This is a genomic window from Rhizobium sp. CRRU65, assembly GCF_048551595.1.
Classification (GTDB): Bacteria; Pseudomonadota; Alphaproteobacteria; order Rhizobiales; family Rhizobiaceae; genus Rhizobium; species Rhizobium leguminosarum_J.
In genome coordinates, this window is record NZ_JBLYZH010000006.1 from 41,762 (window position 1) to 66,937 (window position 25,176).

Consider the following 25,176-nt stretch of genomic DNA (forward strand, 5'->3'; position numbering starts at 1 on the left):
GGTGAGGAGGCCCGGGGGGCCGTCTCGAACCACGAGGGCGGGTGATTGCGGAGGTGGGAGCTGAGAGGACGCACCTCAGGACGAGGCCGGAGAGCCCCCCGCCCCGCCCTTCCTCTCCCGCCAGGCAAGCGGCGTCATGTCGGTCACGCGGCGGAATTCGCGGTTGAAGTTGGACTTGGTCTGGAAGCCGACCTCGAACATCACCTCGGTCACCGATTTCTGGGTAGCGGCAAGCAGCCGGCAGGCCTCGCCGATCCTGTAGTCATTGACATATTGCGAGACGTTCTTGTCCATCGCCCGGTTGATCGCCGTCGAGATCTGGCGGGCGGGAATGCCGGCCTTGCGGGCCAGCCGGTCGAGATTGAGATTGGCGTCGCGATAGAGTTTCCTTGCCTCCATCAGCGCATCGACGGTGGCGATCGTCTCTTTGTCCTCGGTCGTTTCGAACTTCAGCACCGCCTCCATCGTCTCGGCCGGCGCCCGGCTTCGGCTGGCGGCGGCTGCCGCAATGCCGAGGATGACGAGAACCGCGAGATTGCTGACGCTGATCAGCGTCAGCGCATGCTCACCATGCGCCCATGTGAAATCGAAAAAGACGAAGATATCGACCGAGGCCGACAGGCATAGCGCCGCCGCCGCGAAGATGATGGCCCGATAGGCCGGCACCGCTCCCTCGAAGGGCGCAAGCCGAAGCGCATCCGCGCCCGGCCGCATCAGAAGCAGGATCGCCAGGGCATAACCGACGAAGACAAGCACCAGCGCGATATCAATCACATCCCGCCAGACCACCATCAATAAGAGGATGACGGCAGTGGGCACGGCATGCAGCGCAATCCGCGCCGCCAGCGGCCGCCGGCTCGTCCTTACCAGCCTGGAAACCCCGGCATAGGCAAGCGGCGGCACCATCGCCGCGGTGACCGGCGCGATCACGCCTACCGCCTGCACTCCGTAGCCCCAGCGCAGGCCGGAGAGGACGGATTGCAGCACGGCAAGCAGGATCAATGCCAGAAACGGCAGGTTGGGCTGCGCCTCCTCGTCGCGCCTGAGGACGGTGACGAAGAGGATGAGCAGCAGAAGGGCAACGACGAAGGGAAGCGGAATGAACAGCATGGCCTGATAGGATCGGAGTGGCGAATGGATGGCCATCATTGCCGAGATCCTCACCCGGCGCGACCTCCATCATGTTTTAGGACGCGTTAGGCTGGGATTTTTTGTGAGCGATATGCCGGGCCATCCCTCGTCCGACGGTCCGGGGCCGCCCTGCAGATTCTGCGTCGAGGACAAGTGGCGGCGATTCATTGTGGCGAACCGTGCGCCGGTTGGCATTCCGCAGTGGCGCGCCCCGACAGGCGAGCGCGGATCATAAAATACCATGCACGCGCTCTTCGAGGGGCCTGCCTACCCGAGATCGCTTTGTGCTGCGCAGATCCGATCGACCAAAGCATCGAGATCGCCCTTTGGCGGACGGTTCTTGGCCAGGCGCTGCTTGAGATGCATGATCGGCTCCGCCAGAATTTCATCAAGGCTCTCGGCGCAGGTGAAGTCGCCCGCAACGCTTTTGACCTTTGAATTGTCAAAGATCGCCGACCATGCCTTGTCGCCACGCAGCGGGCCAACCCACTCCGGATTGTACCGGACCAGCGTGTCCGTCGGCACGTGCACGATCCTGGCCTCGACATCAAGCAATCTGGCGATCGTCGTTTGAATATCGTTCCAGATATGGGCGCGGTCGGAGGTGATGTGGAAGATCTCGTTCAACGCCGCCGGCTTGCCGAAAAGCCCGACAAAGGGCACCGCGAAATCAACCGAGCGGGTCAGTGTCCAGGGCGTGTGGCCATCGCCCGCCACGATGGTGGGCTCGCCATCCAGCATGCGTCTCGCCATGACATCGCTGTCGCCGATCATGATGGGCAGGCCCGTGCGAACGGTGTGACTGGGACGAACGATGGTCCAGGCGAGATTCTCGGAATTCTTGAGCAGCGTCTCGCAGGCAATCTTGTCCTGGCTATAGCGCCAGTAGGGGTTGATCGCCGGTGTCTGCTCGGTAATCACATAATGGCGCGGCGGCTTTTCATAGACCGAAGCCGAAGAGATGAAGATGTACTGGCCGCAGTGCCCGGCAAACACATTGATGTCACGCGCGACTTGATCGGGCGTAAAGGCAATGAACTGGCACACGACGTCATAATTGGCCTTGGCCAAGTCCGCATAGGTGGGCGCCGCGAGATCGCCGACGATCGAGGTAACCCCCGCAGGCAATGGGTCGCCTCTCAAGCTGCGGTTATAGACGCTGACATCGTGGCCCTGAACCACGGCGCGTTCGACGCACGGATAGGAAATCTGGCCGGTACCGCCAACGAAAAGGATTTTCAAAGCCATGGGAAGGACCTCGGTGTCGGATGTGGCGGGATATGCGGTCAGTCTTCATAGCGCGAAAGAAATCGGTCGTCTCCTGCAAAACACGTGCACCGGCTCACGTCGTTTGGGTCGACCTGTCCCGTAAACCAACGCGGTGGCATTCCACATAAGCCGGATCGGACGACGTGAGGTTCGGCCGCAACCAGCCATTGCCGATACCGCAAAGATCTCTATCTCAAGCCAATAATGCCCCTTCTGTTTGAGATCAGCACAAGACGGAGGCTTTCTTGAAGGATTATCTGCCCTATGCAGCCGGGGTGCTGGCAGGATTATTGGTCGCCTTCCTCATGTCTGGCCTGTTGGAGCTGACGGAGACACCGCAGCTCGTGCTTTTCGCATTGCTGCCGGCCGTCGGTGGCGCTCTCGTCGAACGCGTTTGCTGTCGCCGGCCCAACAATTCTTGAAGGGTTCCATGGCAAGGCTGAAAGAAATCGTCATCGATTGCGACATCCCCTCGCGTGTCGCCCGGTTCTGGGCGGAAGCGCTCGATGGTTACGACGTGATGCCATATGACGACGAAGAACTGGCCCGCCTTGCCGCGGTCGGACTGACACCCGAGACTGACCCGACCGTGATGGTCGAAGGTCCCGGAACCCGCCTTTGCTTCCACCTTCGCCAGGGGGAGCGTCCGGCCCGCAACCGGCTTCATCTCGATATTGCCACCCCCGATCGGACCAGGGAGGTAGAACGGCTTCTATCCCTGGGAGCGAGCTTCGTCCGCGAAGCGGATGGCTACACGGTCTTGAATGATCCCGAAGGCAACAATTTCTGCGTGGCGTCCGAATAGTCCGATCCGGGCCGAAAGGCGCGCTACAGGATGAACGGCACCCATCTCCGGACTGCTAACCAGAACCAACCGGATCTCCCGCGGAATGTCTGGATCAGACGCGATTCAGGAACTCGATCACGCGGAGGGTGAGCAGCGCGGTCGCATCCGCATCATAGGAGGGCAGTGAGCTGTCGGCGAAGTAATGCTGATCGCCTGGGTACAGGAAAAGCTCCGCGTCCTCGACCTTCTCCACGATCTCGCGGGCGGCATCGATATCGCCCTCGCCGACGAAGATCGGGTCGTTGTCCATGCCGTGGATCTGCACCGCGACGCCGGCCGGCCAGGGTCCGAAGGCCCATTCGCCGCTGATCGGCAGGCAGGAATAGAAGAGCAGAGCCCCGCGGGCGCCGGGACGCGTCTGCGCCAGCTTCTGCGCCGGCAGCACACCGAACGAGAACCCGGCATAGACGAGCCCGGCAGGCAAGTCGTCGGCGAGGCGCACGCCGCGCTCCCGCACGGCGTCGAATCCGATCTCGCCGATATAGGCGATCCCCGCTTCGATGCTTGGGAATGTGCGCCCGTCAAACAGATCGGGCGTGTGCACGATGTGACCGGCTGCCCTGATATCGTCGGCAAACGCACGCACACCCGGGGTCAGCCCCTGTGCGTGATGGAACAACAGGATCTCAGCCATAAGGAGCCTCCGGGCGGGACGGTCGGGCGCATCGCCACTCTACAGCGTCGCCGCCTCGCCGGAAAGAGTGCGGACACGTTGCCGAAACAACATCTGAAAACCCGTCGGAAACCGATAGGCGGGAAACCTCCTGACGCTCTACCGGACTGATAAGGTTGAAGAACCTTTCCGAGAGCTGTACATCGATTGCTCCATTCATAGTTTCAGGCTTTGCCGAACCACCGCGATGCGGCCTGCGCGGCTTCCTCATTGTCAGGCACAGCCTCACCAGCCCACGCCACGAAGCCGTCGGGGCGCACGAGCAGCGCGCTCAACCCCAGCCGATCCCTGGCGTCACTGGCGACATAGGTGATCACATTCCAGCGGCTTGCCAGCGCTTGCAGCGGTGCACCGGCGTCAAAGTCCAAAAGCAGGCCTTTGCCCTGCCTGAAGTGATCACCGAGCTTCGTGCCGTCGGCCAGCTCGAAATCAGGAGCGCTGCGGCCGACCAGCGGGTGACTGCCGCCAAGATCGTAGCAGAGAGAAACACCCCAGACGCGCTCGGCAAAGTATGTCGCGCCGTCACGCGTGTCGATCAGGTCGCGGATGATGCCTTCGAGCGCGCGCGAACTCCGGCTCGGCCGCATCAGTGCGACCTGGGCGCGCGACCAGTCGAGAATCTGCGCTCCCACTGGATGCCGTTCGCAGAAATAGCTGTCGAGCAGGCCCTCCGGCGCATCGCCGCGGATCGTCGCTGCAAGCTTCCATCCAAGATTCATCGCGTCGCCGAGCCCGAGGTTCAGGCCCTGGCCGCCCAACGGGGAATGGATGTGCGCAGCGTCACCCGCAAGCAGCACCCTGCCCTTGCGGTAAGCCGTCGCCTGGTAGGCGCGATCCGTCCAGGTGGTGGCAAGCTCAAGGCCCGTCACCGTGACATCGGCGCCGGAAATATGCCGCAACACCGATTGCACATGCTCGGGCGTGATCGGTTGCGTTCGGTGAAACGCGCCCCCATCGAAATCGACCATCGCGATGGTGCCGGGCTTTTGGTAGGTATACATGCCTGTCGGCGTGTAATGGCGGCCTGGGACGAGCTTCTCCGGATCGGCCATCTCGACTTGAACGGAATAGCCGGTGAACTCGGGATCGGTGCCAACGAATTCAAACCCGCCTGCCCTGCGCACGGTGCTGCGCCCGCCGTCACAACCGATGAGCCATCGTCCGAGAAAGATCTCGCCACCCGCGCGAACGGTCACGCCTCCGCCCGACTGATCGAAGCCATCGACACCGAGCCCGCGCCGGATCTCGACACCCATCGCGCTTGCGCGGGCGGCCAGGACGAATTCGAGATGCTCCATCTCGACCGCCATGCTGGTGCCGGCCGGACCTGGCAGGCGATAGGGCCACGTCGAGGTGTCGATGGTGTCGTGAAAGAACTGAATGCCGGCGAAATGGCCGCCCGGGCGACGCGGCTGCTGCATCCAATGCGCTGAAGTCCATTGATCTTTTTCGCGCTGCGGAGCCATGATGTCATCCAGCAGCCCGCGACGATAGAAGGCTTCGATGGTCGGCGCGGAAAGGCCGCGCATGCCGAACGCTAGCCGCTTCAACGGCGAATGCGGGTCTTCGGCTTGCTCCAGCACCAACACCGAGAGGCCGGCCAGCCGCAGCTCGCAGGCCAGAAACAGACCGACCGGGCCTGCACCTGAAATCACAACATCATGAATCACAAGAAAATCGGGCATGAACTACTCCTTTACGGTCGTTCGACCGGAGCAGTTCGTCGTTTCGAGAACCACACGGACGAACAGTGGGACGCTTGAGCAGCGTCCGTGTTCGTCGTGGAGAACTCATGCACGAGGCAAGGAACAGAGCTTTCGTTTCCGAAAGGACTTGGGCCAACCACACCAAATCATGCCTTTTCCGACAACGGCAACATAGCCGCCGGGCGATCGATCGGCAACAGAAGATATGCTCTTCTGAAGGTCTGACCTGACGGAGAAGCCCTTACGGCGGGGGAATGCCGCTTATGCCAGGTCTGACGTGAGGGAGATGCGCTGATCTGCCAGTCGGCCGATTTCATCACAGCAGCCCGGCAGAGCAGACGCTCTCCCGATTTGCCGTGTGAGACATCGGCGAACGCTGGCCTACGGCGCCGCACCAAAGAAGGCCAGCCGCGTGAAGATCGTGTAGTCCGCTTCCGATACCATCAGCGCCACGAAAACCAGCACCAGCAGCGGCGGCAGCAGGATGGCGTAGACGAGCGCCAGCCGTTCCCAGGCCATATGCATGAAGACGGCAACGATCAGCCCGGCCTTCAGCATCATGAACACGAGGATCAGCGTCCACCTCAAGTAGCTCTGGACGCCGAGATAATCGACCATGTAGGACGCCGCGCTGAGCACGAAGAGCAGGCCCCAGACGAGGAAATAGAGCCGGAGCGGATGCTGCTGTCCGGTGTGTGCTTGTACATGCACCGTTTGGGTTTGTGCGTGCGCTGCTGTCTCGCTCATGACGACCTCACCACAGATAAAAAAACGCGAAGATGAAGACCCAGACCAGGTCGACGAAGTGCCAGTAGAGGCCCATGATCTCGACGGCTTCGTAGCGGCCTTTCCGGCTGGTGAAGAAGCCGCGCCGTTCCTCATCGAAATCGCCCCGCCAGACCTTGCGGGCGACGATGAGGAGGAAGATGACGCCGATCGTCACGTGAGTGCCGTGAAAGCCTGTGATCATGAAGAAGGTCGATCCGAACTGTGCCGCCCCCCACGGGTTCTCCCAGGGGCGCACACCTTCGGTGATCAGCTTCGTCCATTCGAAGGCCTGCATGCCGACGAAACATGCCCCGAGAACCGCCGTCAGCAGCATCAGGATCGCAGTCGTGCGGCGGTCGCGGCGATAGCCGAAATTGACCGCCATCGCCATGGTGCCGCTGCTCGAGATCAGCACGAAAGTCATAATCGCGATCAGGATCAGCGGCACGTCCTGGCCGCCGATATGGAGCGCGAAGACCTCGCTCGGATTGGGCCATGGAACGGGCGTCGACATGCGGGCGGTCATATAGGCGATCAGGAAACAGCCGAAGACGAAGGTGTCGCTGAGCAGGAAGATCCACATCATCGCCTTGCCCCAGGAGGCGGTCTTGAAGGCCCGCTGATCGGAGCTGAAATCGGACGCGACACCGCGCAGACCGGCCGGCCTGAGGTCTGCCCCGCCATGTGTCTCGATAGTCTGTGCCATCTGCAAACCCCTTAGTTCAGTAGTGTGCGGCAGAGATCGACGAAATCATTCGCCCAGCCGGCAAAGAGCGCAAAGAGCAAGAGCCAGACGGCGAGCATGAAATGCGAATAGATGGCGGAAAGATCGACGCTGAGGCGCAGCCTCTCCGGCGCGACGTCGGTTGAAAATGCTCTGACCGTCGTGTGCGCGAGCACGGCAAGCCCGCCGAGGATATGCAGCCCGTGCAGGCCGGTCAGCATGTAGAAGAAGCTGTTGGCGGGATTGTCGACTAGCACGTAGCCGGCCGCCACCAGCTCCCGCCATGCCTGGACCTGTCCGACGAGAAAAGCGACGGCAAGGACAAACGCGGCGGCAAGCGCCGGCCGCAGGTTTTCCATGCGGCCCTGCCCCGCTTCTCGTTTCGCCCATTGCAGCGAGGCACTGCTCAAGGCAAGTGCCGCGGTGTTCACCCAGAGCAGCCGGGGAACCGGCATCGCCCACCAGTCGGCGGACGCCGCACGCATGAAATAGGCGCTGACGGCAAGGCTGAAGAGCGCGCCAACGACGCCGAGAAACACGAAGAGGCCGATCTTCACCGCCGGCATCGGCCGCCGCTCAGTGCTGTGATGATCCGGCAGTTGCACCGATCCAGTTTCCAGCCAGGGCTTCGAGGTCAGCCGCTGCCCGGAAAGCCACCAGATGATGATGGCGCCGATTGCAGCAAGGAAGACCAGGATGACGTTCATGCGTGGACCTCCCGGGTGACGCCGTCGCTTGACGGCACATTCTGCGGGATGAAATCCTCAGCCGCCCCCGGCACGCTGTAGTCATAGGCCCAGCGGTAGACGACCGGCAGATCCTTGCCCCAGTTACCGTGGGCCGGCGGCGTCTGCGGCGTCTGCCATTCGAGCGTCGTTGCCCGCCACGGATTGCCGCCGGCCTCCCTGCCCCGGAAAAGGCTCCAGACGAGATTGAACAGGAAGACCATCTGCCCGGCTCCGACAACAAGCGCCATGACGGTGATGAAAATGTTCAGCGTGTGGGCCGAAGGCGGAACGAAAGCCGTCTCTCCCATCTCGAAGTAACGGCGCGGCACCCCGAGCAGACCGAGATAATGCATCGGAAAGAAGATCGCATAGGTGCCGAGGAAAGTGATCCAGAAGTGGATATGGCCGAGCATGTCGTCGAGCATGCGTCCCGTCACCTTCGGATACCAGTGATAGATCGCCCCGAAGATGACAAGGATCGGCGCCACACCCATGACCATGTGGAAATGCGCGACGACGAACATCGTATCCGACAGCGGCACGTCGACGACGACGTTGCCGAGGAAGAGGCCGGTCAGACCGCCATTGACGAAGGTGACGATAAAGGCGAGCGCAAAGAGCATCGGCAGCGTCAGGTGGATATCGCCGCGCCACAGCGTCAGCACCCAGTTATAGACCTTGATCGCCGTGGGCACAGCGATGATCAGCGTCGTGGTGGCGAAGAAGAAGCCAAAGGCCGGGTTCATGCCGCTGACATACATGTGGTGCGCCCAGACGACGAAGCTGAGCGCGCCGATGATGACGATCGCCCAGACCATCATCCGGTAGCCGAAGATGTTCTTGCGCGCATGCGTGCTGATCAGATCCGAAACGATGCCGAAGGCAGGCAGTGCTACGATATAGACCTCGGGATGCCCGAAAAACCAGAACAGGTGCTGGAACAGGATCGGGCTACCGCCGCTGTGCTGGAGTTGCGTGCCCATTTCGACGATGGCGGGCATGAAGAAGCTGGTGCCGAGCACGCGGTCGAACATCATCATGACGCAGGCGACGAAGAGCGCGGGAAAGGCGAGCAGCGCCATCACGGTCGCGGTGAAGATGCCCCAGACGGTAAGCGGCATCCGCATTAGCGTCATGCCGCGCGCGCGTCCCTGCAGCACCGTCACCACATAGTTCAGCCCGCCCATGGTGAAGCCGATGATGAAGACGATCAGCGACGAAAGCATCAGCAGGATGCCCCAGTCCTTGCCGCCTGGTGTGCCTGACAGAACCGATTGCGGCGGATAAAGCGTCCAGCCCGCCCCCGTCGGGCCGCCGGGGGCGAAGAAGCCCGCAGCGAGGATCAGCACCGCGAGCAGATAGATCCAGTAGCTCAGCATGTTGGCGTAGGGAAACACCATATCGCGCGCGCCGACCATCAGCGGAATGAGGTAATTGCCGAAGCCGCCGAGGAAGAGCGCGGTCAGTAGATAGATCACCATGATCATGCCGTGCATGGTGATGAACTGGTAATAGTGATCGGCATCGATGAAGGCGAAATAGCCGGGAAAGGCGAGCTGAATCCGCATCAGCCAGGAGAGCACCAGCGCCACCAGGCCGATTGCGATCGCCGTCAGCGAATATTGCACGGCGATGATCTTGGCATCCTGGCTGAACACATATTTGGTCCACCAGCTGTGTGGATGATAAAGCTCGACATCCTCGACTTCGGCAGAGGGGATGGCGCCTGCGCTGTCGGATGGAATCTCGACCATGATCTCTCTTCCCTTCCCGCCGGTCCTTGAACCGGCACGCGGCCTCCGGCCGGTTCAGTTTGCCGGCGGTAGCTCTCCCGATGACGCCGTCAACTGGGTGAATGTCTGCTGCTGCCCGAGCCAGGTCTGGTAGTCCGCATCCTCGTCAACGACGACGGTGCCGCGCATTTGCGGATGGCCGACGCCGCAGAGTTCGGCGCAGAGAATCTCGAAGGTCCCTGTCCGCGTCGGCGTGAACCAGAAATAGGTGATCATGCCGGGGATCATGTCCATCTTGGCGCGGAATTCCGGCACGTAGAAATCGTGGAGCACATCGACCGAGCGCAGCAATATGTGGACCGGCTTGCCGATCGGCAGATGCAGCTCGCCGCCCTCGATGATGACGTCGTCGAGGCCGCTTGCGTCGTTTTTATCAAGGCCGAGCGGGTTTTCGGGGGTGACGTCGCGCGTCTCAGCGCGGCCGAGCTTTCCGTCGGCTCCGGGCAACCGGAAGCTCCACAGCCATTGCTGGCTGACGACCTCGACCGACGCGGCATCGGCAGGCACCGTGATGAACTGGTTCCAGACGATCAGGCCGGGCGCCAGCATCGCCGCAACGCCGACCGCCGTTCCCCCTCCCAGCAGCAATTCCAGCCTGCGGTTCTCAGGCTCGTAATGCGCCTTGTTGCCCGGCTTGTGCCGGAAGCGGAACACGCAGTAGGCCATGAACAAAACCACCGCCACGAAGACGACGCCGGTGATCCAGAAGGTGATGACGAGGGTGCTGTCGATATAGGTCCAGTTGGACGCGATCGGCGTCCACCACCACGGGCTCAGCACATGGAACAGCACGGAGCCGACGACAATCAGGACGAGGATCAGCACGACAGCCATGTCCGCTCCTCCTCGAGCAGGTCGACCCGTGAAACCGCATTCCGCAAAAAAGTCCGTGTTTATTATCGCACAGATAGAAAATATCGGCAATTACGGCAATTTAGGCATGCACCACCGGCCGCAGCCCGTCATTTGGAGTATTGCCCGTCATTTCGAGTATTGCTTGAGATAGGCGATGAGATCGGTGATCTCCTGGTCGTCCTTCACGCCGACGAAGGCCATCTTCGTGCCCTTCACCTTCGCCTTCGGATTGTGCAGATAATCGCGCAGCACCGTCTCGTCCCAGACGAGACCACCCTCGCCGGCCGCCTTCATCCCGGCCGAGTAGGCGAAATTAGGATGCGTTCCGGCCTTCCGGCCGAACAGCCCGTTCAGCGACGGGCCGACCTTGTTCGTATCGGAATCGGCGACATGACAGGTCGCGCATTTTTTGAAAACAGTGGCACCCGCCGTCGCATCGCCCTCCTGCGCTCCGGCGTTACCAGAGGAAAGAGCAATGACGGATGTGGCGATCAGCAGAACAATACGGTAATCCATGGCAAACCTCATCCTCCTCAAGGTTGCCAGCCACTTGCACCCTCCGCAATCTCTCGCGTGGGAGTAGTGGTTGTTATGGGATAAAGCTTAGTCCTTCGCGGCAGCAAGTCAATCGGCTCCAAAATTGGGGCCAGTTGAACGCCATCTGATGTCCGGTGGCCTGGGGATAACCGCCTTGATATCGAAAATCCGGCCAGCTATCCTCGGCTGCCGCCATTTGACCTACCCCCGGATCGAAAGCGCCTCTTTTACCGCCAGCTCGGCCATGGCAAGCGCCGCCTCGCGGGTCCCGGCTGCGGCGATGAAGCGGCCGTTGTGGCAGAAGCTCGCGCCCTCTATGCCGCAAACCGCCTCCAGTGCGCCATTGGTGAGCCCGGCCCAGGCCCCCGGCAGGTCTGCCCTGAGTTCGAACCCCTCCTCGGCGCGGCGAATGCCGGTCACGCACCAATCCTTTTCGCGCGGGTGAACGACGAACAGCAGGTGATCGGCGCCCGCCTTGAGGATGGCGGGACGGAAGGGCATGCCCCTCGGCAATTCCAGAACACGCCCCTGCCCCGCAGCCTCGATTGCCCGATGCACGATCGCCTCGGCCCGCAATTTCGCGGCACTCTGGGCGATCCTGGCCTCGACGAAACTGCGGGCAATGGCGAGGGCCGCGTGGAAGGCGCGGTTATCGGCCTCGGGGTCCGCTTCGTCGAAAACTGGTTTCAGGGTTTCCAGCAGCGCCGGCAGCGTCAGCCCGGCCAACGGCCCCGAGGGGCTGAGCGCGCCATTATCAGTCAGATCGACCGGCAGCACGAAGCTGGCGTCGAAAGAGCCATGCAGCGTCTCGATATGCGCTTCGGGAAGCCCGAAGGCTATGAGATAATCACGGCCGTAATGCTTCCAGATCAGGCCGAACGAGCTGTAGGGCTGGCCATCATCGCGCAACGGCGCGCCGCGTTGATGGTGATCGAATATCCCGATAGTAGGATTATAGGCTCCGCCGACATCATAAATGATCCGGTCTTCGCCCGGCGTGATCCACTCCGGCGCCCGGCTGCGGACGATACGCGCCTGCGGGAAAAGCCGGGTCACGATGACGCTCGACAGCAATTCGTCGGCATGAAAGCCACCGGAATGGGTGACGAGGAAATCGGGGATCATGGGAGTTATGCGCCTTGTCGTTCGCGGAGAGTCCGCTTGCAGGTCGGCACCAAATAACCGTTGCCGGCTGCTATCTCAACCCATACCTTAATCGGAATCGATTTAAGAATAAAATGATCCAGCAATTCAATGTGTTACAGCGTCCTTTCGCACGTCGCCAAGATACCGGCCTCTAGCTGGATTCATCGAAACCCCTGAGGGGTGCATCAGGAGTAAGAGGCAGTCCGTGGAGATCCCTCAGCACTTTCACGTTGTCGAGACGGCCGGATGGCTTGTGAACCACCGCATAAACTCCACCCTTCCCGGTTACCTCATGATCAGTTCCAAGACCGACACCAACGATCTGTCGGATCTGCCCGAAGACGCTTTGGCCGAATTCGGCCCATTGCTCGCAAGGGCTCAGAGTACGCTGAAACGGCAATTGAATGCTCAGCGCGTCTATATCGGCCGGTATGGACACACGCCCGGTTATCCGATCCATTTCCATGTGATCCCGATATATGACTGGGTGGAGGAGTTGTTTTGGAAGGACGCTCGCTATCGTCTGCTCGAGAATTTCGCAGAAGGACCGGGGGAAACAGCAATGGATGGCGCGGAACTGACGCTGTTTGTCTGGCGCGAGTTCTGCGAACGCGCAGAGCCACCGCCGATCAGAGGGCCTTCGGTCTCAGAGGCTATTGAGTTGCTGCGGGAGGCAATGCGGTTTCCGCCGCTCTAGATCTTTGAGCTCATGCATGTCGCCGAAAATGCCCGGTGGTTTTGGCAAGACGGCATGCGCCAAGAGAAGGGCCCAAGACAACGCCTGCCTCGTGAACCTGGCGATCCTATGGCCGAAAGCGAGGTCGAAGGTCTCCGACCGTCTCGACCAATAATCGCGGATTGCCTCCTTGAGATCGAAATTCCCGGCCGTCCGTCAATCCATGACGTATTGGATATGATGCCGGCCGTGCACGGCCGATTTCTGGACATGGGCGCGAACGCCGAAGACCCGGCCGATCATATCCTCCGTCAGCACTTCCTCCGGCGCGCCGGAGGCGACGACCTCGCCTTTCTGAAGCACCGCCAGCCTGTCGCAGAACATCGCCGCCAGGTTGAGATCGTGGAGCGCGACGATGCAGGTGATGCCGAGCTTCGAGATCAGCGAGAGAATGTCGAGCTGATGCTGGATATCGAGATGGTTGGTCGGCTCGTCGAGCAGCAGTTCGCTCGGCGCCTGCGCCAGCGATCTGGCAATATGGACGCGCTGGCGCTCGCCGCCCGACAGCGTCTGCCAGAGCTGGCCCGCTCTCTCCTGCATGCCCGTCCGCGACAGGGCCTCGTCGACGGCGGCATCGTCTCCGGCGCCCCAGGACGACAACAGCCCGCGATGCGGCGTGCGGCCGAGCCGCACCACGTCGCGCACGGTCAATTGCGTATCGGTCGTCGACTGCTGCTCGACGAAGGCGACGCGACGCGCAAGGGCTGCGCGCGGCAGCGATGAAATGTCGTCGTCACCCAACCTGATGATGCCGCTGCGAACCTTGCGCAGCCGGCAGATCAATCTGAGAAGGCTCGATTTGCCGGAACCGTTCGGCCCGAGCAGGCCGAGCACCTTGCCCTTTTCCACCGTAAGGCTGACGCCGTTGACGATGACAGTGTCACCGGCGGCAAAGCTCACCGCGTCGATGCTGATGCTCATGCCTTCCCCCGCACGCGATAGAGGATGACGGCAAAGGCCGGTGCGCCGAAGAGCGCGGTGACGACCCCGATCGGCAGGATCTGCTGCGGGATGATGATGCGCGAAATGATGTCGGCGCCGACCATGTAGATCGCGCCGCCGAGCGCCGTTGCCGGCAGCAGCCGCCTATGAGCCGGCCCGACGAGGAAGCGGGCGGCATGGGGGATGACGAGGCCGACGAAGCCGATCGAACCCACCATGCTGACGACGCTTGCCGTCATCGCCGCCGTCATGGCGAACAGCACGATCTGGACGCGGCGTACGGCAATGCCGAGCGAGGCGGCGGCATCCGTGCCGAAGGCGAAGGCGTCGAGCGCCCGCACATGGGCCATGCAGATGACGAAGCCGGCAAGCGCGATCGGCACCGACAGATAGACATCGGGCCAGCGCACGCCGCTGAGCGAACCCAGCAGCCAGAACAGGATGCCGCGCGCCTGCTCGGCATTCGCCGATGTCGTCACGATGTAGGAGGTCAGTGCATTGAAGAGCTGCGAACCGGCGACGCCGCATAGGATGATGCGCTCACCGGTTCCCGCCGCACCCGTCGCCAGGATGCCGACCAGCAAAAAGGCAATGACCGCACCGATGAAGGCGCCGCTCGACAGGCCGAGAACACCGTAGCCGAAACCGAGGATCATCACGCAGACGGCCCCCGTCGAGGCACCGGCGGAGATGCCGAGCACGTAGGGTTCGGCCAGCGGATTGCGCAGCAGCGCCTGCAGGATCGCGCCAGAAAGCGAGAGCGATGCGCCGGCGCTGGCCGCGACGAGCGCGCGGCTCAGACGATAATCCCAGACGATGCCCTGGTGGATGCGGCTGAGCTCGAAATCCGTTCCGAACAGACGGTTCGAAACCGCCTCCGCCGTCGTCGCAAGCGGGATGGCGATCTCGCCGGTCGAAACGGCAACGCTGATCATCATCCCGAGCAGGAGAAATGCCGCAATGGTGAGCGCGGCAAGCGCCCACCATCCCTGTTGCCTGACCGACACTGCCTTCACTGCGCCAGACCGAAGGACTTGATGCCGCTCGCCAATGTCTCGATACCGTCGATCGTGCGGATCGTCGGGTTCATCGACTGCGCGTCCATCATTACGAAGTGCTTGTTTTTGACCGCGTCCAGCTCCTTGGTCACAGGATCGTTCTCGAGGAAATCGACCTTGACCTTGGGATCGTCAGCGGCGTAACGGCGGCGGTCCATGGTCGCCAGAACGATCACGGCAGGGTTCGCCTGGGCGATGGTTTCCCAGCCGACCAGCGGCCATTCCTCTTCCGTCGTGACGACGTTCTTCGCGCCAATCGTCTTGAGAATATAGGCGGGCGCGCTGTTCTTGCCGGCGATGAAGGCGTCGCCATTGACCTCCTTGCTGGAGAACCAGAAGGCGACGGGCAGGTTCTTGCCCGAAGCGCCTGATATCGAAGCGACGGCATCCGCCTCGCGCTTCTTCAGCTCCGAAATCAGCGCATCGCCGCGCTCCTTCACATCGAAAATCTCCGAGAGCTCGGTAATTTCCCGGTAGATCAGGTCCATCGTAAACAGCTCCTTGCGCACGCCGTCGCCGCCATCGGTGTTGACCTTGGCGACGCAATCGGCCGGCGCGAGATAGGTATTGATCCCGAGATCCTTGAACTGCTCCCGCTTGCCGACCGAGCCCTGTGCGCCGACATGCCATTCGAACTCGGCCGTCACCAGGTCGGGCTCCTGCCCGACGACAGATTCGAAGCTCGGATCATTGTCGGCGAGCCGTTTTATCTTGCTGTTGGCCTCGGCATATTGCGGCAGGACGGGACCGACCCAGACGGCCGTTCCGGCGATCTTGTCGGCAAGGCCGAGCGAGAAGAGCACTTCGGTCATGCCCTGACCGATCGAAACCACTTTGGATGGCGCCTTTTCGAAGGTCACCTGCTGGCCGCAATTGGTGATGGTCAAGGGATATCGGGTCGCGGCAAGGCTTGGTGCCGCAAGGCCGGCGAGCCCGAAGGCGAATGTCATGGTGGCGAGAATCTGGCGCATGGAAAACCTCGATGAAGGGAAAAATCACGGCCGTTCCGCGCATATGCGCGGACCGAAAGCACGCTTAGGCGCGCACTAGCCGCAGGAGGCCCAATCGAGACGGATGCATGCCGGAATTCGGCGAAGGTTCAGCAGGTCAATCATATCTGTTCCTTGTCCGGGCATCCCCGCCCGGTTGATTGGATCGTGATTGACGGCAGGTCTCCTGGCTTGCGGATATCCGTCGTTTCATCCTCCTTCCCGCGATATCTCGCAGTGGCAGGGCTATGAGCCCTTCAGAGATGGCCAGTCGCTGGCCACTCCTGAGATGATCGACAATCCGCTTACAGTTGCGGGGGCAGCCACGGTCTCGGTCCCTACTGGGTCGTCCTCACCGTGTTCCCTATTAATCCCCTTGGAGTCATCTTCAGGGAACCGTCGCACCCAGTTACGTCGCCTGCACGCGCGCCGTCAATGCATATTCCGAAGGCGCCATGCCGCCAGCGGATAAATATATCGCGCACATAGCTTCACGCCGCCGTTCGGTGCACGAACTGCCGGTCGCGGTCAGTCTCGGATATGACCTCGGAAAGCGCCTCCTTGCGACAGGTACAGTCCCCGCGCCATTCTTGACCTTCGAAAATTACCCATTGATACGGTCCAGTGAATGGTCTAATTTTCTGGAGGAAACCAGGCTGCACTGGTCCTGGGGAGTGCGAACGATGCGAGTGTCTGTGACGGATGCCAAGGGGCAATTGACCGAGTTGGTCCGGCGTGCCGAGGCGGGTGACGAGGTCATCCTCACCCGGCACGGTCATGCTGCCGTGAAACTGGTTCCGGTGAGGGCAGCGCCCGATCGGAAATCCCGCCGGACGCTGATGGAAGCGGTGCGGGCCTCCGCCATAGCCAAAGCCGCCGACGGGCCGCCGGCCGCACGCAGCCAGGATTTCCTCTACGCCGACGACGGCCTGCCCGAATGATCGCCGTCGACACATCCGCCCTGATGGCGATCGTGCTTGGCGAACCACAAGCCGATGCCCTGATTGCCGTCCTCGAAGCCGAAGACGATCTCCTGATCTCCGCCGGCACGGTCGCCGAAGCCTTGATCGTCTCGGCCCGTCGCAACGTCGGCGATGAAATGGAACAACTGATCGACGGCCTCGGCTTCGAAATCGTGGCCGTCACCCCCGCCTCCGCCCGCCGCATCGCCGAAGCCTACCGCACCTGGGGCAAAGGCGCCCATCCTGCAAGTCTGAACTTCGGCGACTGCTTCGCCTACGAGGTGGCTAGGGAACATGGGTGCCGGCTGCTATTTGTGGGGGATGATTTCGTTAGGACCGATATAGAAAACGCGCTTTGAACGATGCGGCGATTGCCAGCGCCGGCCGGCCCTACAATGCATCCAGCGGTATCTTCAGATACCGCCTGCCATTCCCCTCCGGCTCGGGCAGCCGCCCGCCGCGGATATTCACCTGCAGCGCGTGCAGCATCAGCTTGGGCTTGGGCAGCGTGCGATCGCGCGCCTGGCGCAGCGCCACGAAGCCGGCCTCGTCGATGCCTGCAATATGCGGATTGGCGCGCTTCTGTGCCTCCACCGTGCTTTCCCAGCGCGGGTGCCGGCCGCCGGGCTGGTAATCGTGGCCGGAAAAGAGACGGGTCTCCTCGGGCAGCGACAGGATGGCCTGGATCGAGTGCCAGAGGGCGGCAGCGCTGCCGCCCGGGAAATCCGTGCGCGCCGTGCCGGAATCCGGCGTGAACACCGTGTCGTGCACAAAGGCGGCGTCACCGATCACATAGGTGATCGAGGCGAGTGTGTGCCCGGGCGAAAAAATCACGCGGGCTTTAAGCGCACCGATCTCGAACGTGTCGCCATCGGCAAACAGCCGGTCCCATTGCGAGCCGTCGGTCGCGAGCCCCGGCCAGTTGTAGATCTCCTTCCAGAGCGTCTGCACGTCGATGACATGGGCGCCGATCGCCGTCGGCGCGCCGGTCTTCTCATGCAGATAATGCGCGGCGGAGAAATGATCGGCATGCGGATGCGTGTCGAGGATCCACTCGACCGTCAGCCCTTCGCTTTCGATATGAGCGAGGATGGCATCTGCATTGGCCGTTCCCGTCGCCCCCGACATCTCGTCGAAATCGAGCACCGGGTCGATGATGGCGCAGCGTTTCGTTGCCGGGTCGGAAACGACATATTGCACACTGCAGGTGCGGGGCTCGAAGAAGGCCTTCACATCAGCCACCTGCCCTGACCGCTTTTCCAGCCAGCGTCGCGCGCCGGCAAGATCAAAACCGAGGTTTTGACCGAAGGCCTCGACATCTCCGGGCTTCATCCGCCCGTCGAGCACCTCGCCCAGCGCATAAAGCGTCAACGCCCGCGTGCCGCTCTTGCAATGGGCGACGACCGGTCCCTTGGCCTCGGCCATCGCCGTCTGGAAGGCGCGGATATCGGCCTCGGTGATTTCGGTCCCCTTCACCGGCACGAAGCTGTAGGCGAGCCCGGCGGCAGCGGCGGAAGCCTTTTCCGCCGTATTGCCCGGCTGCCCCGGCTCCTCGCCATCCGGTCGGGCATTGATGGCGGCGACAAAACCATCAGCCGCGAAGGCGGCAAAACCTGCGGCGTCGGGCTGCCCCGCCACCGATATCAGCTCATTGACCCTCACGGATGTCATCGAAGCCCCCGCGCTGCCCGCACCAGGCATTGTCGCACGTATATCGATACAATCTCACAAGTATATTGCCGAACGCAAGAATAGGCGCTTGGTATTCCTCCGTGCCTGTCGCCGGCCTGAAAAGCCTGAGGACGCCAGCGGGAGACGCCGCCCAACCCCCCCCTCGGCCGAGCCGTGTACCGTCAAAACGACAGCGTTGCCGCACCTTCCTTGATCTCGGCATGCATGGCGCTGGCGCCGACGATGACGATCCCGTCGAGTAAGTCTTCCTGCGTATAACCGCGCGAGGTCACACAGGGTGGGCAAGCCCAGATCGTGCCGCCGCGCTGCTGGAAATTCTCGATCAGGCTCGACAGCGGATCGAGCGGTGGCACATGCGTCATGCGCTGGCCGCCCTTGCGCACCAGGTCGATCCCGGTGCTGGTGAGGAATACCGAGACCTTCAGCCCGGCGGTGATGCCGCCATTGGCAATGGTGAAGGCGACGGAGGACAGTTCGGATTCGATGCCCTTGGTCACGAGCACCACCAGTTTGTCGCTTTGAGTTTGCATAGTATTCTCCTTCAGTGGTTTGAACGCACTGATGATAGGAGGACGCGCGGCGCGCGTATTTGGCCGGAATGCGTGAAGCCTTGTCCGAAAATCCAGACGCTGCGGGTGTTGCGCGCGACGACGTGCTGTCGGCGCTGCTGTCGACGATCCGCCTTTCGGGGTCGCTGCAGTTCTGCTTCATGCCGACGGGCGACTGGCAGACCGATGCCACGCCGTCGCTGGCAGGCCTTTCGGCCAAGGCCTCGGGCACGATGCCGTTTCACATCGTCGTCGCCGGCAGTTGCTGGCTGAAGACGGAAGACGAAGAGACCGATTTGGAAGCCGGCGACGTGCTGGTCTTTCCCTTCGGCACTGGACATCAGCTCGGCGCGGGAAGAGACGGCATGTTGGTGCTGCCGACCCGCGACCTGCCGCAGAAGCCATGGCGTGAGATTCCCGTGCTGCGTTACGGCGACGAGACACAAGGCGTACGGCTGCTCTGCGGCTATCTGCAGTGGGACGGGCTGAGCTTCGCACCGCTTCGGCAGGCCCTGCCCAGACTGATCCATGTCAGGACGCGGGCCGCCAATGACGGTGACTGGCTGCGCGCCACCATCCGCCAGATGGTCGAGGAGGTCGACAGGCCGCGTGCCGGTGGCGTCTCGATGCTACCGCGGCTGACCGAAATCATCTTCATCGAAATTCTGCGCCACCAGATCATGATGGCAGAGCCAAGCTCGGTCGGCTGGCTGGCAGCCCTCGCCGACCCCTCGCTCTCGCGCTGCCTTTCCCTCATTCACGACGATCCCAGGCGTGATTGGTCGCTGGAGCAACTGGCGGCGGCATCGGGAATGTCGCGCAGCGCGCTGGCCGAACGCTTCCAGGCGATGCTCTCGACATCACCGATCCGCTATATAAGGGACTGGCGGCTCTACCTCGCAAGCGTGGCGCTCGCCACCTCGGGCCAGCCGATCGCGTCGATCGCCTATGACGCCGGCTACGCCACCGAAGCCGCCTTCAACCGCGCCTTCTCCCGCGCCTTCACCACCCCACCAGCGGCCTGGCGGGCGACGGCGCGGGCGTAGAGGGTGATCGGCTCAACAAGCGCCAATGCTCAAGAGAGGATGGCAGGAAGATGCCGTGACATCCATGGGTGGAAAGAATCAAAGGATGCGCTAATTAGATCCACCATCAAAATCTGGAGCGAGCCTTGGATTCGGAATCCCCTCAGCCACTCACAGCTCGCTTTCCTGTCGGAGGCGGGGAAATTGGCCGACTGATCCAGGCTCGCGACTGGAGCAAGACGCCCCTCGGTCCTCTTGACCTCTGGCCGCAAAGCCTGAAGACGGCCACCAATATGCTTTTGCTGTCACCCGTGCCGATCGTTCTCTTATGGGGCGAAGACGGGGTGATGATCTACAACGACGCCTACTCCGTGTTCGCGGGCAGCCGTCATCCGGATCTTCTCGGTTCCAAGGTCCGCGAGGGCTGGAGCGAAATTGCCGACTTCAATGACAATGTGATGAAAGTCGGGCTGTCCGGGAAAACACTCGCCTACGAGAACCAGGAGCTGACGCTGTTGCGGCACGGCAGTCCGGCTCCCGTCTGGATGAACCTCGACTATTCGCCCGTCCTCGACGAAAGCGGAAAACCCGCCGGCGTCATCGCGATCGTTGTCGAAACGACGAAAAGCGTCCTTGCCCAGCGCCGGCTGCGCGAGAGCGAAGAGAGGTTCAGGGCGTTCACGACCGCGACGACCGACATCGTCTACCGTATGAGCGCCGACTGGCAGGAGATGCAGCAGCTCGACGGACGCAACGTTCTCGCCGACACGGCCAATCCGACTGTCGCGTGGCAGGAGGTCTATTTGTTTCCCGAGGACATTCCGGCGATCCAGGCGGTGATCGACGAGGCCATATCAAGCAAGGGTGTTTTCGAATGCGAGCATCGCGTCCGCCGCGCCGACGGCAGCACCGGGTGGGTGCTGTCACGGGCTGTTCCACTCTTGAACGACCCAGGCGCCATTGTCGAATGGTTTGGGGCCGCGACCGATATCACCGAGCGGCGACGCAAGCAGCAACAGCTGGAACTTGTCGTTCATGAACTCAACCATCGCGTTAAGAACAATCTGGCGATGGTGCAGGCTTTCGCATTCCGCACCTTCCGGGATGCCGAAGACATCCCTCGTGCCCTGGACAGTTTCACGGCGCGGCTGGTGTCGCTCGGCCGTGCCAATGATCTGTTAACAGGCGAATTGTGGAGCAGTGCCTCCTTGAAACAGACACTCGACCAAGCGACCGTTCCGCATCGGCCGGACGGCGGGCGGTGGGAGTTGACCGGAGACGAAATCCGGGTCTCCGCAAAGACGGCGCTGGCGCTGACCATGGCCTTTCACGAACTCGGCACGAATGCCGTCCGCCATGGCGCATGGTCGAATGATGGCGGCGCCGTTAGCGTCAAATGTTCCCTCCAAATCATCGACGGAAAGCAACGCTACCGCATAGACTGGAACGAACATGGCGGACCGCCTGTCGAACAACCGAAGCGGAAGGGCTTCGGCACGGTCCTCATACAGCGTGGCCTTGCCGCGGAGACGGGAGGCAATGTGGAGATTTCGTTTGCCGAAAGGGGTTTTTCCTTCAGCCTCGACGCTCCGGCAGACCGTCTTCGGAACGAATGACATGGCCAAGCGTGTTCTTGTCGTCGAAGATGAAATGACCATCGCCATGATGATCGAGGATATGCTCGTGGACCTCGGTCACGAGGTCGTCGCGACAGCCGCGCGTTTGCCCTCGGCGCTGGAGGTTGCGGCCGATGGAAATCTTGATTTCGTCATTCTCGATGTGAACCTGGCCGGGCATCAGTCATTCCCGGTGGCGGCAGTCCTTCAGCAGCGCGGTATCCCGTTTGCCTTCGCAACCGGATATGGGCCAGCGGGTATCGATCCCGCCTTTGCCGGCCGGCCAGTGCTGACCAAGCCGTTCACAACTGCCGACCTTGCCGCTGTCATCGAAAGTGTCGGCTGAGACCCAAGAGGGGCCGACGCCCAAGTCCAAGAGCCGCCCCAATGAGACGTGTTGTGGCGGGCGATGGCGCAGGGCTGAGGATCCGATCGACACCCTGATGGACGATCAGCGCGGTTGCGGGCCTGTCAATCCGAGGGCCAGCGTGATGTCGTTGATGATTCCCAGTCGCGCTTCGATCACCGCGACTTTCTCGGGCGTATCGGCACCAAAAGCCTCGATATCGATGAACATTTGCTCGCAGCCGCCTGGCGTGACCGTCCGAACATCTGGCCGGGTTCCTCGCCTATGTTTCGCCAGCTGTGCGGTACATGTGGCGGCAGAACGACGACGGTTCCCGCAGGCGCGTCGAACGCCTCGTCGCCGCATTGGAATCGATAGAGCCCGCGGATGACCCGAAAGACTTCCGTCTCCCGGGTGTGCGTGTGCGGAGCCGGACCGTGACCGGGCGGCGTGAAGGTTTCCCACATCCCGAGCGCGCCGCCGGTCTCGGCGGCCGTGGCATGGATGACGATCCTCGCGCCAAACGGCGTCCTCGCCACGCGCTCCTTGCCGGGCAAAGAGACGACGACGTTCCTGAAACTCGACATATCCACCTCCCCCTTGATTACGGGCTTTGGGCCACGCTCACGTCGTCACCCTTGCGGCGCAGGCACGTCGATCATGGCTTCGATATTGTATCCGTCGGGATCGAGAACGAAGCAGGCAAAGTATTTCTCGCTATATTGCGGCCGCGGACCGGGCGCCCCATTGTCCCCAGCGCCGGCTTCGAGCGCGGCCCGATAAAACGCCTCCACTTCCGCTCTGCTTTGGACCCGGAAGGCAACGTGCAAACGCGTCAGAGGCGGCTTGTCGTCGGTGTGCTGGATCTCGAACAGGCTGCCGCCGACGTCGAAGGCCCAGAATACACCCTCCTTTCCGAAGGAGAGGCGATAACCCAGAGGTTCGAAAGCGCGTTCATAGAACAATTTGCTCTTCTGCAGGTCACTCACTGGGATGGTGATATGATCGATCATGCCGTGCCCTCCCTATCGTTCCGCGTCCCATCATAGTTGAATCCCGGCAGCGGAAAAGCCGACAAAGCCCACCCGATACCCTGCCAACGCCGCCCGCGATGAACTCTTTCCGGCCGCTCGACATCGGCATCAATATCAGCCTAAGGTCCCGGGCGGGGATGGACGGGAGGGGATAACCGATGTCCCTCAGCTGGTCGGGCGTCAGGTCTGCCAATGCCTCCGTCTTGCGACGCTCCGCTGCCACTGCCGGAGTAGCTGCCGCTTCAGCGGCTTCTTCGGAACGAAGGGGGCATGCCGGGCTATTACCGCCCCCTTTCGGCTAATTGCGAAACGATGCTGCTTCGTGCGAAAATGCCACGCGATGGATCACACGGGCGAAGTTCTCATTCTCACCGGGCCGCCGGGCTCGGGAAAAACCACGACGGCCGAGGCGCTCGCCCGCGAGCCCGGCTCGCCGAAGGTCCATCTTCATTCCGACGATTTCTGGCATTTCATCAAGAACGGCGTGATCCCGCCCTATCTGCCGGAAGCGCATGAACAGAATATCGTTGTCGTCGACGTGTTGACGAAGGCGGCGGCAGGCTATGCCGGCGGCGGCTACTTCGTCGTCGTCGACGGCATCGTCGGGCCGTGGTTCCTGGAACCATTCCGGAAAATCGCGGCACCCCTCCACTACGTGATTCTGCGCCCGTCGCTCGATGTCGCCATCCGGCGCTGCCGGGAGCGCGGCGGCGACACATTGACCGATCCCGGCCCTATTGCGGCGCTCCATCAGCAATTCTCATCACTTGGCCCGTTCGAGCAACATGTCGTCTCGACGGAGGGGCACGACAGGGAAGACACGTTGCGCAAGGTGATCGAGGCTACGCACAGCGGCATGTTTCGCCTGGCGTCATAACGCAAGCCCCTCAGCTTTCGGCGCAAGCGGCAGACATTGCCGGGATTCTCTTACCCGATCCCGGTTCGAGCGAGTCGGGAAATTCATGAGCGGACCTCATGAGTTCATGCCGATATCTCCGGCTAATCGCCGCCGGGCTTTGCCCTATCTTGGGATCAAACCTGGGAAGGAGGACTTGAAATGATCAAGCGCAAGCTCGGCCAAAGAGGCCCTGACGTATCGGCGATCGGCTTCGGCTGCATGGGGCTGAACTATCATCGCGGGACGGCGATGGAGCGCGGTGATGCCGTCGCGCTCCTGCGGGCGGCCCACGACCGGGGTGTCACCTTCTTTGACACGGCCGAAGCCTACGGGCCTTTTACCAACGAGCAACTCGTCGGCGAGGCGCTGGCGCCGATCCGTGATGAGGTGGTGATCGCGACGAAATTCGGCTTTAGGGATGGCCGGCCGGAAGTTGGTCTGGATAGCCGGCCGGAACGCATCCGTGTGGTCGTCGAAGAAGCCCTCAAGCGGCTGCGCACCGATCGCATCGATATCTTCCACCAGCATCGGGTCGACCCGGCCGTACCGATCGAAGAGGTGGCAGGCACGGTGAAGGATCTGATCGGCGCCGGCAAAGTGCTGCATTTCGGCCTGTCAGAAGCGGGCGTCGAAGCAATCCGCCGCGCCCATGCCGTCCAGCCGATCACCGTGTTGCAAAGCGAATATTCGCTGTGGTGGCGCAACCCGGAACAGGAAATCCTGCCCGTCGTCGAAGAGCTCGGCATTGGCTTCGTGCCCTATAGCCCGCTCGGCCGCGGCTTCCTCGCCGGCAAGATGGACGAGAACACCAGTTTCGAAGGCGGCAACGATCACCGCAAGACCAATCCGCGCCTCTCGGCCGAAAACCGCAAGGCAAACCAGCCGGTGGTCCATGCGATCGAGGTCATCGCCGCTCGCAGAAACGCGACCGCGGCCCAGATCGCCATTGCTTGGCTGATGGCCCGCAAGCCTTGGATCGTCCCCATTCCCGGCACCACCAAGCTGCACCGGCTGGAAGAGAATATCGCTGCCGCCGACATCACCTTCACATCGGAGGAACTGGCCGAGATCGACGCGGTCTTCTCAGGCATCGAGATCCACGGCGACCGCTACTCCGCAACATCGGCAGCCCGCGTCACGCGGTGAGCCGACG

27 protein-coding genes, 1 pseudogene and 1 riboswitch are annotated in these 25,176 nt (G+C 62.1%); of the genes and pseudogenes, 10 read left to right on the forward strand and 18 right to left on the reverse strand.

Annotated features, from left to right (window positions below; all coding sequences use genetic code 11):
- Positions 1-75: 75 nt before the first annotated feature.
- Positions 76-1,149 carry a helix-turn-helix domain-containing protein gene (locus tag ACM5SV_RS13985; RefSeq protein ID WP_222014110.1) on the reverse strand — a complete coding sequence of 358 codons (1,074 nt, stop codon included), beginning with the start codon at positions 1,147-1,149 and terminating at the stop codon, positions 76-78.
- Positions 1,150-1,398: 249 nt separating this feature from the next.
- Positions 1,399-2,379 carry an SDR family oxidoreductase gene (locus ACM5SV_RS13990; protein ID WP_222014111.1) on the reverse strand — a complete coding sequence of 327 codons (981 nt, stop codon included), beginning with the start codon at positions 2,377-2,379 and terminating at the stop codon, positions 1,399-1,401.
- A 266-nt stretch (positions 2,380-2,645) separates the two neighbouring features.
- Here ACM5SV_RS13990 and ACM5SV_RS13995 point away from each other — a divergent pair, with 266 nt between their 5' ends.
- Together ACM5SV_RS13995 and ACM5SV_RS14000 are read left to right on the forward strand one after the other, a co-directional pair.
- Positions 2,646-2,822: a hypothetical protein gene (locus ACM5SV_RS13995; protein WP_012758039.1), complete on the forward strand. Its 177-nt coding sequence runs from the start codon at positions 2,646-2,648 to the stop codon at positions 2,820-2,822.
- Between the two features lie 8 nt (positions 2,823-2,830).
- Complete coding sequence (locus ACM5SV_RS14000) at positions 2,831-3,205, forward strand: VOC family protein (RefSeq protein ID WP_221973630.1); 375 nt, start codon at positions 2,831-2,833, stop codon at positions 3,203-3,205.
- A 94-nt stretch (positions 3,206-3,299) separates the two neighbouring features.
- On the opposite strand, the gene ACM5SV_RS14005 is transcribed toward ACM5SV_RS14000, so the two are convergent.
- The 9 genes from ACM5SV_RS14005 to ACM5SV_RS14045 form a co-directional block, all read right to left on the reverse strand.
- Entirely contained in the window at positions 3,300-3,881 is a 582-nt protein-coding gene (locus ACM5SV_RS14005; RefSeq protein WP_128407457.1) for a dienelactone hydrolase family protein, read from the reverse strand.
- A 203-nt stretch (positions 3,882-4,084) separates the two neighbouring features.
- Positions 4,085-5,605, reverse strand: coding sequence for an FAD-dependent monooxygenase (locus ACM5SV_RS14010; protein WP_222014112.1), 1,521 nt, complete (start codon positions 5,603-5,605; stop codon positions 4,085-4,087).
- 402 nt (positions 5,606-6,007) lie between these two features.
- The gene (locus ACM5SV_RS14015; protein ID WP_012758043.1) at positions 6,008-6,373 is read right to left on the reverse strand and encodes a cytochrome C oxidase subunit IV family protein; all 366 of its coding nucleotides are present in this window, start codon (positions 6,371-6,373) and stop codon (positions 6,008-6,010) included.
- 7 nt (positions 6,374-6,380) lie between these two features.
- A complete protein-coding gene (locus ACM5SV_RS14020) occupies positions 6,381-7,100 on the reverse strand; it encodes a heme-copper oxidase subunit III family protein (protein ID WP_012758044.1) in 720 nt (239 codons plus the stop codon).
- An 11-nt stretch (positions 7,101-7,111) separates the two neighbouring features.
- On the reverse strand, positions 7,112-7,825 hold the full coding sequence (locus tag ACM5SV_RS14025; protein ID WP_012758045.1) for a cytochrome c oxidase subunit 3: 714 nt from the start codon (positions 7,823-7,825) through the stop codon (positions 7,112-7,114).
- Complete coding sequence (gene ctaD / locus ACM5SV_RS14030; protein ID WP_222014113.1) at positions 7,822-9,600, reverse strand: cytochrome c oxidase subunit I; 1,779 nt, start codon at positions 9,598-9,600, stop codon at positions 7,822-7,824. The genes ACM5SV_RS14025 and ctaD overlap by 4 nt, the downstream gene beginning before the upstream one ends.
- A 54-nt stretch (positions 9,601-9,654) precedes the next feature.
- A complete protein-coding gene (locus ACM5SV_RS14035; protein WP_012758047.1) occupies positions 9,655-10,473 on the reverse strand; it encodes a cytochrome c oxidase subunit II in 819 nt (272 codons plus the stop codon).
- A gap of 147 nt (positions 10,474-10,620) precedes the next feature.
- Positions 10,621-11,010 carry a c-type cytochrome gene (locus ACM5SV_RS14040; RefSeq protein WP_012758048.1) on the reverse strand — a complete coding sequence of 130 codons (390 nt, stop codon included), beginning with the start codon at positions 11,008-11,010 and terminating at the stop codon, positions 10,621-10,623.
- Between the two features lie 222 nt (positions 11,011-11,232).
- Positions 11,233-12,156 (reverse strand): MYG1 family protein, encoded by a 924-nt coding sequence (locus ACM5SV_RS14045; RefSeq protein ID WP_012758049.1) that lies wholly within the window; start codon positions 12,154-12,156, stop codon positions 11,233-11,235.
- Positions 12,157-12,382: 226 nt separating this feature from the next.
- On the opposite strand from ACM5SV_RS14045, the gene ACM5SV_RS14050 reads away from it, so the two are divergent.
- Entirely contained in the window at positions 12,383-12,874 is a 492-nt protein-coding gene (locus ACM5SV_RS14050) for an HIT family protein (RefSeq protein ID WP_128438373.1), read from the forward strand.
- Positions 12,875-13,069: 195 nt separating this feature from the next.
- Here ACM5SV_RS14050 and ACM5SV_RS14055 read toward each other — a convergent pair whose 3' ends face one another.
- The 3 genes from ACM5SV_RS14055 to ACM5SV_RS14065 are packed head-to-tail and all read right to left on the reverse strand — an operon-like array spanning position 13,070 to position 15,884.
- Positions 13,070-13,834 (reverse strand): ABC transporter ATP-binding protein, encoded by a 765-nt coding sequence (locus ACM5SV_RS14055; RefSeq protein ID WP_113548083.1) that lies wholly within the window; start codon positions 13,832-13,834, stop codon positions 13,070-13,072.
- A complete protein-coding gene (locus tag ACM5SV_RS14060; RefSeq protein ID WP_128438372.1) occupies positions 13,831-14,871 on the reverse strand; it encodes a FecCD family ABC transporter permease in 1,041 nt (346 codons plus the stop codon). Before ACM5SV_RS14060 ends, ACM5SV_RS14055 begins: the two co-directional genes overlap by 4 nt.
- Positions 14,868-15,884, reverse strand: a complete 1,017-nt coding sequence (locus ACM5SV_RS14065; protein ID WP_113548081.1) for an ABC transporter substrate-binding protein — start codon at positions 15,882-15,884, stop codon at positions 14,868-14,870. Before ACM5SV_RS14065 ends, ACM5SV_RS14060 begins: the two co-directional genes overlap by 4 nt.
- Positions 15,885-16,061: 177 nt before the next feature.
- A riboswitch (cobalamin riboswitch) is annotated at positions 16,062-16,318 on the reverse strand.
- A gap of 267 nt (positions 16,319-16,585) precedes the next feature.
- Here ACM5SV_RS14065 and ACM5SV_RS14070 point away from each other — a divergent pair.
- Positions 16,586-16,843: a type II toxin-antitoxin system Phd/YefM family antitoxin gene (locus ACM5SV_RS14070; protein ID WP_012758054.1), complete on the forward strand. Its 258-nt coding sequence runs from the start codon at positions 16,586-16,588 to the stop codon at positions 16,841-16,843.
- Complete coding sequence (locus ACM5SV_RS14075; RefSeq protein WP_012758055.1) at positions 16,840-17,223, forward strand: type II toxin-antitoxin system VapC family toxin; 384 nt, start codon at positions 16,840-16,842, stop codon at positions 17,221-17,223. Before ACM5SV_RS14070 ends, ACM5SV_RS14075 begins: the two co-directional genes overlap by 4 nt.
- Positions 17,224-17,254: 31 nt before the next feature.
- On the opposite strand, the gene blh is transcribed toward ACM5SV_RS14075, so the two are convergent.
- Both blh and ACM5SV_RS14085 read right to left on the reverse strand, forming a co-directional pair.
- On the reverse strand, positions 17,255-18,535 hold the full coding sequence (blh, locus tag ACM5SV_RS14080; RefSeq protein ID WP_026157409.1) for a bifunctional sulfur transferase/dioxygenase Blh: 1,281 nt from the start codon (positions 18,533-18,535) through the stop codon (positions 17,255-17,257).
- A gap of 182 nt (positions 18,536-18,717) precedes the next feature.
- On the reverse strand, positions 18,718-19,086 hold the full coding sequence (locus tag ACM5SV_RS14085; RefSeq protein ID WP_017994543.1) for a DsrE family protein: 369 nt from the start codon (positions 19,084-19,086) through the stop codon (positions 18,718-18,720).
- A 68-nt stretch (positions 19,087-19,154) separates the two neighbouring features.
- On the opposite strand from ACM5SV_RS14085, the gene ACM5SV_RS14090 reads away from it, so the two are divergent.
- From ACM5SV_RS14090 to ACM5SV_RS14100, 3 genes are all read left to right on the forward strand, one after another.
- A complete protein-coding gene (locus tag ACM5SV_RS14090) occupies positions 19,155-20,150 on the forward strand; it encodes an AraC family transcriptional regulator (protein ID WP_128438442.1) in 996 nt (331 codons plus the stop codon).
- A 125-nt stretch (positions 20,151-20,275) separates the two neighbouring features.
- The gene (locus ACM5SV_RS14095; RefSeq protein WP_128438371.1) at positions 20,276-21,745 is read left to right on the forward strand and encodes a sensor histidine kinase; all 1,470 of its coding nucleotides are present in this window, start codon (positions 20,276-20,278) and stop codon (positions 21,743-21,745) included.
- A 1-nt stretch (position 21,746) separates the two neighbouring features.
- Positions 21,747-22,091: a response regulator gene (locus tag ACM5SV_RS14100; protein ID WP_012758060.1), complete on the forward strand. Its 345-nt coding sequence runs from the start codon at positions 21,747-21,749 to the stop codon at positions 22,089-22,091.
- Positions 22,092-22,196: 105 nt separating this feature from the next.
- Here the strand turns inward: ACM5SV_RS14100 and ACM5SV_RS14105 are convergent.
- Together ACM5SV_RS14105 and ACM5SV_RS14110 are read right to left on the reverse strand one after the other, a co-directional pair.
- Positions 22,197-22,678: pseudogene (locus ACM5SV_RS14105) on the reverse strand (cupin domain-containing protein).
- Positions 22,679-22,723: 45 nt separating this feature from the next.
- Positions 22,724-23,104: a VOC family protein gene (locus tag ACM5SV_RS14110; protein ID WP_128438370.1), complete on the reverse strand. Its 381-nt coding sequence runs from the start codon at positions 23,102-23,104 to the stop codon at positions 22,724-22,726.
- Positions 23,105-23,465: 361 nt separating this feature from the next.
- Between ACM5SV_RS14110 and ACM5SV_RS14115 the strand changes: the two genes are divergently transcribed.
- Entirely contained in the window at positions 23,466-24,002 is a 537-nt protein-coding gene (locus tag ACM5SV_RS14115; RefSeq protein WP_128438369.1) for an ATP-binding protein, read from the forward strand.
- 180 nt (positions 24,003-24,182) lie between these two features.
- Entirely contained in the window at positions 24,183-25,169 is a 987-nt protein-coding gene (locus tag ACM5SV_RS14120) for an aldo/keto reductase (protein ID WP_128438368.1), read from the forward strand.
- Positions 25,170-25,176 lie beyond the last annotated feature (7 nt).